The sequence below is a fragment of the Vibrio sp. 99-70-13A1 genome (genome assembly GCF_013114625.1).
Classification (GTDB): domain Bacteria; phylum Pseudomonadota; class Gammaproteobacteria; order Enterobacterales; family Vibrionaceae; genus Vibrio.
Map to the genome: position 1 here is coordinate 128269 of NZ_VTXD01000005.1, position 14627 is coordinate 142895.

At 40.0% G+C, this 14627-nt stretch carries 14 protein-coding genes; 9 read left to right on the forward strand and 5 right to left on the reverse strand.

The annotated features are described in order from the left end of the window. From F0226_RS06095 to F0226_RS06110, 4 genes are all read left to right on the forward strand, one after another. Positions 1 to 699 carry an ABC transporter permease gene (locus F0226_RS06095; protein ID WP_171734812.1) on the forward strand — a complete coding sequence of 233 codons (699 nt, stop codon included), beginning with the start codon at positions 1 to 3 and terminating at the stop codon, positions 697 to 699. Between the two features lie 9 nt (positions 700 to 708). Then, complete coding sequence (locus F0226_RS06100; RefSeq protein ID WP_171734813.1) at positions 709 to 1458, forward strand: energy-coupling factor ABC transporter ATP-binding protein; 750 nt, start codon at positions 709 to 711, stop codon at positions 1456 to 1458. Between the two features lie 97 nt (positions 1459 to 1555). Next, positions 1556 to 2140, forward strand: a complete 585-nt coding sequence (gene mobA, locus F0226_RS06105; protein ID WP_171734814.1) for a molybdenum cofactor guanylyltransferase MobA — start codon at positions 1556 to 1558, stop codon at positions 2138 to 2140. Continuing rightward, complete coding sequence (locus F0226_RS06110) at positions 2140 to 3999, forward strand: bifunctional molybdopterin-guanine dinucleotide biosynthesis adaptor protein MobB/molybdopterin molybdotransferase MoeA (RefSeq protein ID WP_171734815.1); 1860 nt, start codon at positions 2140 to 2142, stop codon at positions 3997 to 3999. Before mobA ends, F0226_RS06110 begins: the two co-directional genes overlap by 1 nt. 117 nt (positions 4000 to 4116) lie before the next feature. Here F0226_RS06110 and F0226_RS06115 read toward each other — a convergent pair whose 3' ends face one another. Beyond that, the gene (locus F0226_RS06115) at positions 4117 to 6264 is read right to left on the reverse strand and encodes a diguanylate cyclase (RefSeq protein ID WP_171734816.1); all 2148 of its coding nucleotides are present in this window, start codon (positions 6262 to 6264) and stop codon (positions 4117 to 4119) included. 190 nt (positions 6265 to 6454) lie between these two features. Between F0226_RS06115 and F0226_RS06120 the strand changes: the two genes are divergently transcribed. After that, positions 6455 to 6727, forward strand: a complete 273-nt coding sequence (locus F0226_RS06120) for a DUF2960 family protein (RefSeq protein WP_137373189.1) — start codon at positions 6455 to 6457, stop codon at positions 6725 to 6727. A 146-nt stretch (positions 6728 to 6873) separates the two neighbouring features. Here the strand turns inward: F0226_RS06120 and nagK are convergent, their stop codons facing one another. Together nagK and F0226_RS06130 are read right to left on the reverse strand one after the other, a co-directional pair. Next, positions 6874 to 7782 carry an N-acetylglucosamine kinase gene (gene nagK / locus F0226_RS06125; RefSeq protein WP_171734817.1) on the reverse strand — a complete coding sequence of 303 codons (909 nt, stop codon included), beginning with the start codon at positions 7780 to 7782 and terminating at the stop codon, positions 6874 to 6876. Between the two features lie 151 nt (positions 7783 to 7933). After that, entirely contained in the window at positions 7934 to 8674 is a 741-nt protein-coding gene (locus F0226_RS06130; protein WP_171734818.1) for a tRNA-uridine aminocarboxypropyltransferase, read from the reverse strand. Positions 8675 to 8767: 93 nt separating this feature from the next. Here F0226_RS06130 and F0226_RS06135 point away from each other — a divergent pair, with 93 nt between their 5' ends. Beyond that, positions 8768 to 9592: a sterol desaturase family protein gene (locus F0226_RS06135; protein ID WP_171734819.1), complete on the forward strand. Its 825-nt coding sequence runs from the start codon at positions 8768 to 8770 to the stop codon at positions 9590 to 9592. 184 nt (positions 9593 to 9776) lie between these two features. Here the strand turns inward: F0226_RS06135 and F0226_RS06140 are convergent, their stop codons facing one another. Next, on the reverse strand, positions 9777 to 11828 hold the full coding sequence (locus tag F0226_RS06140; RefSeq protein ID WP_171734820.1) for a methyl-accepting chemotaxis protein: 2052 nt from the start codon (positions 11826 to 11828) through the stop codon (positions 9777 to 9779). A gap of 104 nt (positions 11829 to 11932) precedes the next feature. On the opposite strand from F0226_RS06140, the gene F0226_RS06145 reads away from it, so the two are divergent. After that, a complete protein-coding gene (locus F0226_RS06145; RefSeq protein WP_171734821.1) occupies positions 11933 to 12412 on the forward strand; it encodes an NlpC/P60 family protein in 480 nt (159 codons plus the stop codon). 88 nt (positions 12413 to 12500) lie between these two features. Here the strand turns inward: F0226_RS06145 and F0226_RS06150 are convergent, their stop codons facing one another. Beyond that, positions 12501 to 12845: a DUF3802 family protein gene (locus F0226_RS06150; RefSeq protein WP_171734822.1), complete on the reverse strand. Its 345-nt coding sequence runs from the start codon at positions 12843 to 12845 to the stop codon at positions 12501 to 12503. A 514-nt stretch (positions 12846 to 13359) separates the two neighbouring features. On the opposite strand from F0226_RS06150, the gene F0226_RS06155 reads away from it, so the two are divergent. Then, on the forward strand, positions 13360 to 14226 hold the full coding sequence (locus F0226_RS06155) for a fructosamine kinase family protein (protein ID WP_171734823.1): 867 nt from the start codon (positions 13360 to 13362) through the stop codon (positions 14224 to 14226). A 147-nt stretch (positions 14227 to 14373) separates the two neighbouring features. Continuing rightward, a complete protein-coding gene (locus F0226_RS06160) occupies positions 14374 to 14577 on the forward strand; it encodes a CPXCG motif-containing cysteine-rich protein (protein WP_171734824.1) in 204 nt (67 codons plus the stop codon). The last annotated feature ends 50 nt before the right edge of the window (positions 14578 to 14627 follow it).

Consider the following 14627-nt stretch of genomic DNA (forward strand, 5'->3'; position numbering starts at 1 on the left):
ATGACCTTATGGCAAACCACGCTTGATGCGCTGAACCTGTTAGTTAGCTTTGATCATGAACTTTGGAAGATTGTGGCGGTTTCTTTTAGCGTGTCACTTTCTTCCATTTCTTTAGTGATCATTCCAGCTGTCGTGATGGCATTCATATTGGCTTACACCAACTTCCCTGGAAAGTGGGCAATGCTGTCTATCATCAATACTCTACAAGCCATACCAACAGTGGTCATTGGCTTGTTGTTGTACATGATGCTATCGCGTTCTGGACCTTTGGGGGATTGGCAAATGCTTTTCACTCAACAAGCAATGGTTTTGGGCCAAATGCTGATTTGCTTTCCGATCTTAGTTTCCATGATGCATGGCGCTCTACAAGCTAGTGATCGCCGCGCAGTAGAAACCGCTAGAACGCTTGGGGTTTCTACATTCCGCGTGGCAAGCACGCTGATTTGGGAAACTCGTTTTCCTTTATTAGCGGCGGTGATAGCAGCCTTTTCTCGAATAGTTACTGAAGTAGGCTGTTCGATGATGGTAGGCGGAAACATCATGGGTATGACTCGGAATATTCCAACAGCAATCGCGATGGAAAGCCATAAAGGCGCTTTCGCACAAGGTGTTGCATTAGGCATGGTGTTGCTTGCTTTAGCTTTAGCCCTTAACTTTTTTCTCTCCAGCGTGAGAGGAAAAGGTTATTTGAGAACTTAGGAACGCTGTATGAGTATTACGATAACAACGCAGCAAGTTTCAATGCGCTATAAAGAGCGTGTTTTATTCCATATCCCGGAATTAACGATTGGTCCTAATGACGCCATTTACCTTAAGGGTGATAATGGCGTTGGTAAAACCACCCTGCTCAAGATCTTATCTGGGTTGACTAAACCGTCATCAGGGAAAATAGCAACAACCAATACAACATGGCGACATACTCTATTTCCAAGGGCAAAATTCAAAGACGTTATCTACCTCCACCAAACGCCTTACTTGTTTGATGGGACGGTTTATCAGAATGTAGGTTACGGTATTCGTTATTCGAAAGAGAGCCCAAAAGATAAGCGAGCACAAATTATCAATGCGCTAAGAATGGTAGGCTTAGAAACTCTTGCTGACGAGCATATATCTGTCTTATCTGGTGGCGAGCGCCAGCGTGTTGCCATGGCACGAGCTTGGATATTAAAACCTTCTATTCTATTAATGGATGAACCTAGCGCTTCATTAGATAAAGAGTCGATTGAAAGGTTAGTCATTATGGCAGAGGATCTCTTACAAAGAGGTGCAAGCTTAGTCATAACGAGTCACCAAACTAATGCTCTGACAGACTTATGTAAAAAACAATGGTGGATTAGGGACAATTCCTTGACTGAATCACCATTATTGCAAGTCGTCTCTGAACCTTCATCTATGTTAGGATCAGCCAATTCAGAACGGTTTAGTATTAATACAAGTACAACATTCCGAGCAGTGTAAATTCATATATAAATGATCATGCTTGGAATTGCCGTTCACGATCATCATTAAGCTATTAGAAAATAGCGTGAACTCAAACAAGCACAAGAGAATCTTTATGTTGCTTCCCGCACAAACAAGTTGGGTTATTTTAGCTGGCGGACAAGCTAGCCGCATGGGTGGAAAAGATAAAGGGCTCGTAGAGTTAAACGGCCAACCACTGATTCAATACGTAATGGATAAACTGTCGGTGCAGACAGATTCTATTATGATCAATGCGAATCGTAATATTGAACGCTACCAAGAGTTTGCAGCTGTCGTCTCAGATTCATTCCCAGATTACCCTGGTCCACTTGGCGGAATTCACGCGGGCTTACAGGCAGCAGATACTGATTGGGTCGGTTTCGTACCTTGCGATAGCCCTCAAATTAACAGCGATTTAGTCGAGCGTTTTTGTTCACAAGTCAAAGAAGACACCGATATTTTGGTCGCTCATGATGGCGAGTTCAAACAGCCTGTCTTTACGTTATTTCATAAACGCGTACTTCCTAAATTAGAAGCGTTTCTTCTACGTGGTGATCGAAAGATCATTCTACTTTACAAAGATTGTGTGACTGAGTTTGTAGATTTCAGCGACTCTCCGAACTGCTTTGTTAATCTCAATACGCCAGAAGAACTACAACACTTTGGAACTCTCCAATAATGAATGATTCAAAACAACGCCCTAACCTGCCTCTACTTGGTTTTGCTGCTTACAGCGGTACTGGAAAAACCACACTACTTGAAGTCTTACTGCCTTTATTGACAGAGGCAGGTTTAAGAGTGGGTGTTTTAAAGCACGCACACCATGATTTTGATGTTGATAAGCCAGGTAAAGACAGTTATCGATTACGTAAAGCAGGTGCAAACCAAATGCTTATTGCTTCACGTAATCGCCATGTTTTAATGACAGAAACACCAAATGCAGAAGCTGAGTTTGACTACCTACTTACTCGCTTTGATATCACTAAGCTTGACCTTATTTTAGTTGAAGGCTGTAAGAATATTGCCTTCCCTAAGATTGAGCTTAACCGCCATGAAGTCGGCAAGCCTTGGCTTTATCCAAACGATAGCAACATCATCGCCATTGCAACCGACACCACAGTGGAATCTTCCCTGCCTCAAATGTCGATCAATGATCTAAATTCAATTCGGGATTTTGTCATTCAATATGCGGAAGATTTTAAGTTAGACAAAATTTCTAAAGCTGATTCTTCGAAAATTACTCAGCCTGAAGAAGACTCAAACAAAACTCTGTTATGCTCAGAAAAATCGTCTTCTGAGCCGATCGTTTGCTGTGATTCTTTCTCTCCTGCTGGGCTTAGTGTTCCACAAGGGCAAGAGAAAATTTTAGAGACTATCAGTAACGTAAGTCTCACCGAAAATGTCGCGATTAGCCAAGCTTATGGTCGAGTGTTAGCTTCAGATATTGTATCGCCGATTAATGTACCTCAGCATACTAACTCAGCAATGGACGGTTATGCGATTCGAGGTGATGACTTAGATCGTGAGAGCTATACGATTGTGGCAGAAGTCATGGCTGGTCATAGCTTTGATGAAGAATTGCAACTCGGTCAAGCTGTAAAAATCATGACAGGCGCACCTACCCCTTTAAGTGCCGATACCGTTGTGATGCGTGAGCAAGCCATCGACAAAGACGGTGTAGTCAGTTTCCCTGACGCTAAAGTATCTCACGGACAAAATGTTCGTATGGCTGGCGAAGACCTTAGTATTGGTCAACCTGTTTTCACTGCTGGCACTCGAATTGAAGCAGCAGAAATGGGAATGATGGCATCACTTGGCTTTGGCGAATGTTCAGTTCGCAGACAAGTCAAAGTGGGTATTTTCTCTACTGGTGATGAAGTTCAAGATCCAGGTAATGAACAACAACCTAATTCTATCTACGATTCTAACCGTTACACCATTATGGGCATGCTGCAAAAGCTAGGCTGTGAGATTGTTGATTACGGCATTATTGAAGATGATGAGCAAAAAATGATGGAAGTGTTGCACAGCGCTTCATTAGAGACAGATATGGTACTGACCTCCGGCGGTGTTTCTGTTGGCGATGCTGATTACATCAAACTTGCACTCGACAAATTAGGTGAAATTAATTTCTGGCGTATCAACATGCGACCAGGTCGCCCACTCGCTTACGGGAAAATAGAAAATAAACCATTCTTTGGTTTGCCGGGTAATCCAGTAGCCGTTATGGTTTCTTTCATCAATTTTGTAGAGCCTGCCATTCGTAAACTTCAAGGGCAGCTTGATTGGATTCCCGTTAAAGCCAACGCAATTGCCACCGAGCAGTTACGTTCAAGACAAAGTAGAACTGAATTTAGCCGTGGTTTCTTTACCATGAACGAATCTGGTGTTCTTGAAGTGAAAACAACCGGCAAGCAAGGTTCTGGAATCTTACGCTCGATGAGCGAAGCTAACTGCTTGATTGAGATCTCACCGTCAGTCGATACCGTCAAAGTAGGTGAAAAAGTCACGATTATTCCGCTTCAAGGCCGTATTTAGTCTTAAATAAAAAGCGGAACCACGTAATGGGGCTCCGCTTTTTTAATACAATCCTGAACAACTTTTTACTCTTCAAATCCTTACTTTAAATGAGTACCTTCAATTCATTGAACCCACCTAAACAGTGCTTTCAACAAGTAATACACCATCTCTGCCAGATACCTTCACTTTATATAATTGCTTATCGGCTTGGTCACAAACCATTTTGAAACTCTCTGTTTTAGAACGCCTTGCACAACTCTCTTTCTCAAACAAAACATTAGCTCCTCCGATTGAGAGACTTAATCTATCGGATAAAACAGAATTTGGATTTGATAGGTTCATGTCATAGAAGGCTTGTCGTAACACTTCTACTTTGTTCTTGATGGAATAAGAGTTTTGCCCAGAGCAGATAACCATAAACTCATCTCCGCCATAACGGAATAAGTAATCATTTTCATCGCAAAAAATCTCGTTCATTAGAAAGCTAAGCGATGTTAACGCTTCATCTCCCTGAAGGTGCCCGTGGGTGTCATTGTATTTTTTGTATTCATCAATATCGATCATTAACACGGCTAGCATCTTACGTTCTTGGGTTGAACTATGGACCAACTTCCCTGCTAACTTACCTAATTGGTAACGATTATAAAGACCCGTTAATGGATCCGTTTGAGATAACTTTTCTAACGTTCTATTCGCATCTTCAAGCTTCTTTCTTTGCTTCTGGTTTTCTAGTGAAACCGCTATAAAGCTCGCTAAGTGCTCAATTAAATATCGATGATGTTGCTGGTATTGACTAGACAAGTGATGCTGAACAGACAGTAAACCAATCACTTCTTCCTTCAACAAAATAGGCGTCAACAGAATTGAATTAGTCACTGGGGAGTCATTTAAAACGACAAAGTCTTCTTCAGTTCTTGTGGATTGATCGACATAAGGAGCAAGAGAGTCATCAGTCACTGTGTTTAAGTGCACTGTTGCCTTGTTTTGAATAACGTACGTACCCACCGTTTGGTGATCTTGGCAAGCAACCGTTAAATTCTCAACCAATCCAGACGTATCTACAAAGTATCGGTAATCTAAAATATCAGTTTGTTTATCATAAAGCGCGATACCAAACTCAAATGTAGGAAGAATTGTATTTATTTTCACTAGTATTTCAGGGAGAACAGCGTACAGATCAGGGGCTGTAGCCATAAACTGACCGATTTCAGTTATCGCACCCATATACTTTTGCATTTGCTCTAAAATATCTTTCTGTTGATTAATTTGTATCTGATCAACATTCGTAACCATCAATTCGGTCTGTCGTTGCGTATAGCCTTTTAATATTTGCTCAGCATAATTGATATGCGCAGATTGAATGGCTACAACATCTTCCAACTCTTTTTCACTTTGCTTCAGTTTGCTCAGAGTTTTAGCATGGATGCTATAAAATGAATAATTTGCTTTTAAATCGAAATTTTCACTGACGAACTCGTTGATTCTTTTCGCCTTATCCATGTCATTGTTTTTCTCTAAGAATTTAGCCCAAAGCAACAAGTTTTCTAATCGGTTATGACTGTCTTTTATTTGTTGGTAGTTATGCTCTGCGAGTTCAAAGTGGTTTAGGATTATGCGTTTATCATATTGCTCATCAAGGCACATTGCTTGTGCCATATAGCCTAAGCTTAATGCTAATGTTCGTTTATCATCTAATTTATCTGCGATGACTTTTGCTTCATTAATTGCCTCTATTGCCTTCTGTGACTGGCCAATATGAGCATATGAATACCCTAAATTGAGTAGGCTAACTGCGCAACCTAACTGGCGATTTGCATTCAAAGCGGTAGTCACCCCTTTTTCTGCAAACTCTATCGCTTTATCAAATTTCTCAAGGCTTAAATACATATCACTCATATTGCAGTAAATAAGCGCACTGATATTGTCATCTACCTTGTGCAAATCTTTTAAGACTATTTCATAATGTTTATACGCTGAATGAAGATCCTCTATATCGACATAGAGTGACGCCAACAAACCATTCACAAACACTTTCAGTTGAACATCATCTTTATGAAGCGCATCTAGGCACTCAATATAGCCAGACATGGCTTCATCCAACTGACTTTGGCGATCTGCAGTGTAGGCTTTAAGTAATATTGAGATTACCTTAGGAATATCTTGATCGTATTGCTCGCACGCTTGCTGGATCTTAGTTTTTATTTCTTGCAGCCCCTCAATTCCCGGAAGGTTTTGTGAGCGCGTAATAATGCCAAGAATGTGAGAATAGAGTGTGTTATTCATTATAGCTTTGTTCGCTTTCTTATATTGATAACTAAAGAGCCGTGATACTGGCAACATATCATACCGTAAGTTGGTGAGTATTGATATACAACCAAATATCGTGTGGCAAAAATCTCAAGTTCACTTGAGCCTATTCCAAAATTTAGGTAGAGTGCGCGCAAAGCACTGACTCTATTGGAGAGCATAAACAATGGCTCGCACAATTTTATATACGTATAAAGATGAAGACAAAGAATTGTTGTTTTCATATCAAGAACACAGAAACATTCAAGAAGCCGTAGCTGAAGCAGAAGGCATTGATATATCTGAGTACTTAAAGACTGAACAGCAGTTAGAGCTAATTTCTGATACGAAAGCCGTTCGAAACTACCAAGATAATTACTTCCGCAAGTTAGGCTTTACTAAGTTAACACTTAAGCAAAAAGATAACCTTGGCGTAGGTAAAAAGAAGAAAGATCGTTAGTCTCTGACTCATGCTCTTAATACAACTAAAAAAGGTTGATGCTTCATGCATCAACCTTTTTATTTATCTAAAGTCTTAGTTTACTCTTCTAAAACATCATCTTTCAGCTTTCTTTGCCTACACATTGAAACACGTAAAGCAAAAGATTAAGCGATGTTTAAGAATGCAGCACCACGAACACCACCTGAATCACCATGTTTTGCTTTGATAATTTTAGGGCATTTCGCTACTGATAGAAGGTGCTTAGGAATACGTTTAGGCATCTCTTCGTAAATCAACTCGAAGTTTGATAAACCGCCACCAAGTGCAACCACATGTGGGTCTAAAGCAGTGAACAAGTTTGCAAAGCAAATGGCTAGAAGCTCCATGAAGCGTTCTACATGTTCAACCGCATTTGCATCGCCTTGAGCGTGAGCTTGAATAATGTCAATCGCTTTCTTCTTCTCACCGAAGTAGTGCTCATAAATTAGCTCAAAGCCTCGTCCAGACAAATAACTATCTAAACACCCCTTCTTACCACAGCCACAACCTAGTAGCGGTGCATTTTCTCCAAGGTGAAGCCAAGCATCTAAAGGCAAGCGCATATGACCAAGCTCACCAGCAACGTGGTTACGACCAGAAAAAACTTTACCTTCGAAAACAAGTCCGCCTCCGAAGCCAGTACCTAAAATTAGGCCAGCAACAGAAGGCTCATCTTTAAGTTCATCATCCCAAGCTTCAGAAAGAGCAAAACAGTTTGCATCATTTTCAATCTTAACTAGACGACCGATTTTTGCTTCTAAATCTTTACGTAGCGGTTTACCTGTAGATGCAGGTACATTCACCACCAGCATTGTGCCACTGTCAGCATCTTCCATACCTGGAAGACCTAAACCAACTTTACCTTTGCAAGAAAATTCAGCGTCATATTTTTCTACAAGACCCGCTATAGTATCGATTAATAGCTGGTAGTCATCAGTTGGAGTCGGAACTCGCTCTGTTGCTACACGTTCTAGTTTCTCATTAAAAGCGCCAAATTCAATTTTAGTGCCACCGACATCGAAGCCGTAATACATGAAATATCTCCAAATTCTTCCCTAAATAAGGGGTTAAAATTAATATTAAATGCATTATCCACATCCCTCACCCTACAAACCGTGATTTAAATCCAGTTTATTTGTCGAATGATATCGTTTGCACAACAAGGCAGCACATTGACGCAAAAGATTAGAGTGACGTCTCGCTTTTACAGTGTTCAATGTAAGATTTTAAGCTAGGTCTTGTTTGATCAGACTTATAACGAGTCTTACTTAGCATGTAGCTTTCTCTAAAAGCTTCAAACCAGAGTTGCAAAGTCGTTGCTGCGTTATTCTCACCAGCTTGCTTTAACACAAGGCTCGCGACTTCAGCCGTTGAAAGGTGCTGTTCGTTATCTGATTTTCGCATCATATATTGTGAGACAGATTCAGGCTCAATAGAAAGCACAGGTAAATTTTGAAGATAGTCAGAACGACGAAAGATCTTACGAGCTTCACGCCAACTGCCATCAATAAAAATCAGCAACAGCGTTTTGTTTGGATCTCGGGCTTGGGTTAAGTCAGCCACCACACGTGATTTATCATCGGTATAATCTTCAGGAAACACGATGACCGGTTGGTACTTATCGCTATTCAGGATATCCAACATCTCTTTGCTTGGTTCTGTGCGATGCCACTGATAAACGTAGCTATCTTTAACAACGTCGGCAATTAACCCACCAGTATTACTTGGCTTCATCACTTCATTGTCAGACACAAGCAACATTGCTGCGACTTTAGTCTCGACATCTGGCTGATAGTCACAAATACAATTGGTTTCGACTATTTGGCAATATTGGCAACGAACGACTTTACATCCACGCGCTTTAAATGGCTTAGTAGAAAGTGATAAACGATGTTGGTATAAACGGTGAAAAGCGTGGATTCTCATGAAAGGCAGTTATTGTTCTAAAAAATTGTCGTGATTGTACTTAGAGTACATACAGAATGATAGAGTAGCCATAGAATGAAAAAAGGATTAGTTATGCAAGACCCATCTCATCTTCGGTTACTTTGTTTTGTCGTGGTTTTCATCCTTTGTGCGCTATGGGAATACCGCTTTCCAAGAAAGGAATTAACTCAAAAAAAATGGTACCGCTGGAGTAACAATTTTGCTCTCGTTGCGCTAAACAGCGTGTTAATCGCTGCTCTTATCCCTATTGCTGCGTTTCAGGCTGCTATCATTGCTTCTGAACATGGTTGGGGGCTGTTCAACCTTGTACCAATCCCTTTAGGGTTAAGCTTAATCATATGTGTGGTATTGCTAGATTTAGCGATCTATCTGCAACATTTAGTCTTCCATCGCATTCCTTGGTTATGGCGTTTACACCGTGTACATCATGCAGATTTAGATATTGATGTGACTACAGGTACGCGCTTTCACCCGATTGAGATGATTTTGTCTATGCTGATTAAAATCGTCATCGTAATTAGCCTCGGCGTGCCACCTATCGCAGTGGTTATCTTTGAAATTTTACTGAATGCGAGTGCAATGTTTAATCACAGCAATGGAAAGCTGCCTCTAAAGTTGGATGCATTTCTAAGAAAAATAGTTGTCACTCCAGATATGCACCGCGTGCACCACTCTATCATCGTTAAAGAAACCCACTCCAATTTCGGTTTCTTTTTATCAATTTGGGATGTGATGTTTCGCACCTATAGAGCACAACCAAAACTTGGGCATAACGGTGTAATTATTGGAATCCCTGAGATAACACAAGGTAGTGAGCAAAGGTTAGATAAAATGTTACGTCAGCCTTTCAGCAAATTCCCTACAGCCTCTGAAGCAGATTCATCTGCACCAAAGTGATGTAAATGAATAGATAAAAAAGAGTACAACCTATTGATAAGTAAAGTTGTACTCTTTTCTATTAAAATCCGCGAGGTACTTTAGTTATTATTCAATACATTAATCGTAATCTGCTAATTCATGAATAGTAACCTGCTTGTAAGTACGACCATGTTCGTAAAATCTTGTTAGTACGCACTAGTCATTAAACTAAGACATATTTATGAAGTAGAACTTGCTGATTTCCTGCAATTTGCGCTACTTGCTGAGAGCTTCCAACCATAGACTCTAACTGATGCTTCGTTAGCTCACCTTGATCCGAAATTCTTGTGATTGAACTGGTCACATCAGTCGTTGCTCTTGCCTGTTCTTCAGTAGCCACCATAATTTGTTCAACACGCCCACGAATCTGTTCAACCGCATATTCAATTTGACCAAATGCTTGTTGAACATCACCACTGGTTTGTAGGGCACTTGCCATTTCTTTACGTGATTCTGTAACAGAAGTTCGTGATTTATCGGCAGCAGAAACCAATTCGTTCATCATTTCTCGGATATTAGTCGTTTGCTGCGAAGTATCACTAGCTAGTTTCCTTACTTCATCAGCCACAACCGCAAATCCACGCCCTTGTTCCCCCGCCCTAGCCGCTTCAATAGCCGCATTTAATGCAAGTAAATTGGTGCTTTCAGCAATGCCACTGATCATGTCGACCATTTCTCTAATCTGTTTAACCTGGCTATCCAGTTCATGCATTGAAACTTCATTTAAACTCAGCGATTGCTCTAAAGCTTGCAATCGCTGCTGATTTAGCCCTACAACTTCACTGCCTTTTGTTGACTCAGCCGCCGCTAAAGCAGCATCTTCATTTGAAGCATTAGTAATCGTCGCAATTTCGCCTATTGAGGCTTCTAATTGCGTAATGGTGGCAATCATGTTTTGCAAAGACTCATTTTGCTGAAGCAAGCTTGAATTGGTTTGTGCTGCTGCATCATGGCTGACTTCTGCGGTTTGATAGAGAGTTTCACAGTTTCGTGTTACCGAAGTCACCGATTCGGATGTTGAAATAACCACGGTGTTCAGTTTGGTTGCAATGTACTGCAACTCTCTAGGACCCACGATAGCGGCTTTTTTAGAAAAATCATGATTAGCCAGTAAGTTAAGCTGTCGAACAATATTATTCAGCCCTTTATTCGTCCATTGCCTTAGTACAAGCCAAGAGATAAACACAATACTTGCGATGACTATCCCACTGATTAACAAGGTCTTATTAATATTACTGATTGTGCTATTAACCACTTGTTCACTTTGGTTAATTAATGTTGACGCGGTATAAGAAATTTCATTTAGAGTCTCAATTAAAGAATTGGCTAAGGTGATGATTTGCGTTAACTCTGTTTTCTGTTGCTGCACTAAACCTAACTTTCTTAAAATTTGCTTTAAAACACCTTCGTTGCTAAACCCTTGATTAACCATGTCATATGGTGCGGTTAAACTCGCAAACTCCACAATATCTGGATGCCATTCTTTAAAGTCATCAAACGCCAAATTTACGCTGGCTTTTCGGTTACGCATCTCTTTATATTCAAGTTCTGCTTTCTCTAATTCAGTTTGCATCATAAGAACAAGAAACAGCCCTTTCATCGCAGTGGCACTAGCAGAGAATCGATTCGCAGCGTCCAATGCTTCCGGGTTATCTTGAACCAGAAAAGAACTAATTCGGCTCATCTCAGGTCCTATGGAACTTAAGCCGTACCGAAATCCTGCTACATTTTTATCAATTTCTGTCTGTCGGGCTTGAATTTCAATTTGCCTAGATATGACGTTTGAAGCATGCAATTGAAGCTGATTAACATCATCGTATATGGCTTGTTTTTGTTCGGGTGTTATCGCTTCAGGAAAGGCTTGAGCAATGGTAAAGAGTTCTTGAATGACATCGTTCGATTGTTCTGAAATCTGGTTTATTGAACTTTCAACTCGTGCGAGTTCATTAAGGTCTGTCGTTTGAGTCGTATACGAGAGTAATTTAACTTGCTCCAACACTCCTTGAGTCAGTTCTGCGTTGTTTAGCGCTAGGGGCAATGCCTGTTCAGATAAGCTATCAAAATGTTTACCTATCCGTTCTACTCCCCGGATACTTGCAAATGATAGAAAAGATACAAGTAAGATGATTAAGAGAAAGACGACGCTAATAGTATTGATTAATGAGAAGGAGTGACGCGTAGTGAGACTTTTTCTAGCAGCTTGTGTGTCGGTCATTTTGAATCCAGTTTGACGAAGTAAAGGAGAACCCTTAATTTAAGTCGTATACTAGAAGTTGCAGATGACAGATATATTTCATTTATTTTTCAAAAGAGTGACAAATGCAGTTAATCCAAAGAGTTATTGTAATCGCCAGTATTTTTGCTCTCAGTGCTTGTAGTTCCGCACCTTCAAACATCGACAACTCAAATAAACAGCAACTGCACTCATCTGATTCTCATATAACTCAAGCTTACCTAGAAGTTTATGATGAGTGGAAAGGCGTTCCTTATCGATTTGGGGGTGAATCTTTTCGCGGGATAGATTGCTCTGCATTTGTTCAAGTTGCGGTTTTTAATGTGACTAAACAAAGTGTCCCCAGAACAACCAATGAACAAAGTAGAGAAGGGATTAAGATAAGCTACAAAGAAGTGAAAAACGGAGACTTGGTATTTTTCAAAACTTCACCCAAAACCAACCATGTGGGCATTTATTTAGGGATGAATCAGTTCTTGCATGCTTCGACATCAAAGGGAGTGATTATATCGAGATTGGATAACCCATATTGGGCTTCAAAGTTTTGGCAATTCAGGCGAGTGTAAACCCGCCTTACTTCGCTGATGGATATGTATTAATTATTTAAAACACACATCACGTCAGCTTCTATTATTTCATTATTCTAAATGTGGATTAGTCGTACTTCGCCACGGCTGTATCAAATAAGTTTTTAACTAAAGCAATGTACTCATCTAAAAATTCAATTTGAGGATTTGTTGCTTTCTTATTCCAAACACCAGCTAGTACTTCACCTAAATCTGCAACGACTGAATCCGCTTCTTTTAACAACTTGAAACGCACACTAGAATGTAGCTCAGGGTTCTGCTCGAAGATTGCCATGATGTTCGTTGATATCATGTCAGTAATGATATCTTCAATACTTTCAGTACCCGTATCACCCGTCTCAGAAGCAAATACATCTAAGTTAAACGACAGGTGCTCGATTAAAGCTAAGTAACCATCGGTTTCTACAACCACTATACTTCTCCGTTTGACATTATTGTCAAAAAATATTGATTCATTCTGTTATCAGTAATATTAAGTCAACATGGGAATTTGTCATCTACTTATTATAAAAATTCGCACTTTAATAACACAAATGACGGTAATATGCGCAAATTTAGACCAGAATGAATAAAGGACGATAAATATACGGTATTTATCTAAGATTTAAGGTCGAGCATATCAAATTAAATTCCCTTTTACACAGACCACCAGTGATCAAGATCATCTTTGAGAGGTTAATTCAACTTACCACTCTACGTACTTTAAAGCCCTCGAGCACAAAACCACAGGCTTAATTACCTCATATAAAATGATGAAATTCGATGATGCTTTATCACACAACAGTTTAGAGACCGTAATCACATTTATATGAAATTGTTATCTATCGACGAAAGCAGACTAAAGAACATTGACCAACGTGTCGATAAACTCCTCTTTTTTATCCTAAACTGACTTGTAGAGACCATAATCAAATTGAGGATTTCCTATGTGGCAGGCCATTTCTCAACAACTTTCAAATACGCTCTTATTTAACTTTCAAATTACTGAACGGGTTAAAGTCCCTGGTGGGGACATTAATGACTGTTACATGATCAGTGATGGGCATGAACGTTACTTTGTAAAAGTAAATCAACGTGACTTCATCTCTAAATTTGAAATTGAAGCAGAGAACCTTCGTTTACTCAGAACAACCAATACTGTGTTTGTTCCTGAACTTGTTCACATAGGCACAACGAAAGAAGCCTCGTTTATCATATTAAATTATTTACCAACCAAGCCTTTAGAAACGGATAAAAACAGCTTCGACTTCGGTGTCCAACTCGCCAAATTACACCAATGGGGAGAACAAAAAGAATTTGGCTGTGACCAAGACAACTTTATTGGCAGCACCCTGCAACCCAATCCTTGGCATAAAAAGTGGTCACGATTTTTTGCAGAGCAACGCATCGGCTATCAATTGCAGTTACTTAAAGAAAAAGGGATGGAGTTCGGCAGAATCGATGAAATGGTCGATATGATCCAAACTCGCTTATCTGGGCACTGTCCGCGTCCTTCTTTACTGCATGGTGATTTATGGCATGGAAACGTAGCTAACTCTGCTTTTGGTCCAATTTGCTATGACCCTGCTTGTTATTGGGGAGATCGGGAATGTGATATTGCCATGACAGAGCTATTCGAAGGCTTCCAACCAGACTTCTACTTAGGTTATGAAAGTATCGCGCCTTTAGATTTAGGCTATAGTGAACGAAAAGGGATCTATAATCTTTATCATCTACTGAATCATTGTAATCAGTTTGGTGGTCATTATCTTGCTCAAACTGAAGCCTGTATCGAGAGGATTCAAGCTTTTTAGTTGCTTAACGATGAACTGCGAGTAGTCAAAATGAACGTTACTAAAACAGGTCTTAGCTTAAAAATTACAAGATACAGTAGCGATTAGCAGCATGAATTTTTCACTAAATATTGTACAAGAATACGAGTTAGTAAGAGGAAGTACTCTATGCATAATTACACTGAGAAAAGAGTCAATTGCCCACATTGCGGACATTCAATTGGAATTACTTTAGATGCTTCTAACGGCAGTCAGGATTTTTATGATGATTGCCCCGCGTGTTGTCGAGCGATTCACTTAGATATGCAAGTTGATGAGTTAAATGACCGAATCAACTTAACCATTGATGCTGACGATGAACAGGTCTTTTGATTTTAGACACAACGTAAAAAGTTAACTTTAGTAAAAAGAGCACATCGGTG

Excerpts from the sequence above, each read along its gene's own strand:
- F0226_RS06140 (WP_171734820.1), bottom strand. The coding sequence starts at position 11,828 with ATGACCGACACACAAGCTGCTAGAAAAAGTCTCACTACGCGTCACTCC.
- F0226_RS06135 (WP_171734819.1), top strand. The coding sequence starts at position 8,768 with ATGCAAGACCCATCTCATCTTCGGTTACTTTGTTTTGTCGTGGTTTTC.
- F0226_RS06095 (WP_171734812.1), top strand. The coding sequence starts at position 1 with ATGACCTTATGGCAAACCACGCTTGATGCGCTGAACCTGTTAGTTAGC.
- F0226_RS06100 (WP_171734813.1), top strand. The coding sequence starts at position 709 with ATGAGTATTACGATAACAACGCAGCAAGTTTCAATGCGCTATAAAGAG.
- F0226_RS06115 (WP_171734816.1), bottom strand. The coding sequence starts at position 6,264 with ATGAATAACACACTCTATTCTCACATTCTTGGCATTATTACGCGCTCA.
- F0226_RS06130 (WP_171734818.1), bottom strand. The coding sequence starts at position 8,674 with ATGAGAATCCACGCTTTTCACCGTTTATACCAACATCGTTTATCACTT.
- nagK (WP_171734817.1), bottom strand. The coding sequence starts at position 7,782 with ATGTATTACGGCTTCGATGTCGGTGGCACTAAAATTGAATTTGGCGCT.
- F0226_RS06120 (WP_137373189.1), top strand. The coding sequence starts at position 6,455 with ATGGCTCGCACAATTTTATATACGTATAAAGATGAAGACAAAGAATTG.
- F0226_RS06160 (WP_171734824.1), top strand. The coding sequence starts at position 14,374 with ATGCATAATTACACTGAGAAAAGAGTCAATTGCCCACATTGCGGACAT.
- F0226_RS06145 (WP_171734821.1), top strand. The coding sequence starts at position 11,933 with ATGCAGTTAATCCAAAGAGTTATTGTAATCGCCAGTATTTTTGCTCTC.
- mobA (WP_171734814.1), top strand. The coding sequence starts at position 1,556 with ATGTTGCTTCCCGCACAAACAAGTTGGGTTATTTTAGCTGGCGGACAA.
- F0226_RS06155 (WP_171734823.1), top strand. The coding sequence starts at position 13,360 with ATGTGGCAGGCCATTTCTCAACAACTTTCAAATACGCTCTTATTTAAC.
- F0226_RS06110 (WP_171734815.1), top strand. The coding sequence starts at position 2,140 with ATGAATGATTCAAAACAACGCCCTAACCTGCCTCTACTTGGTTTTGCT.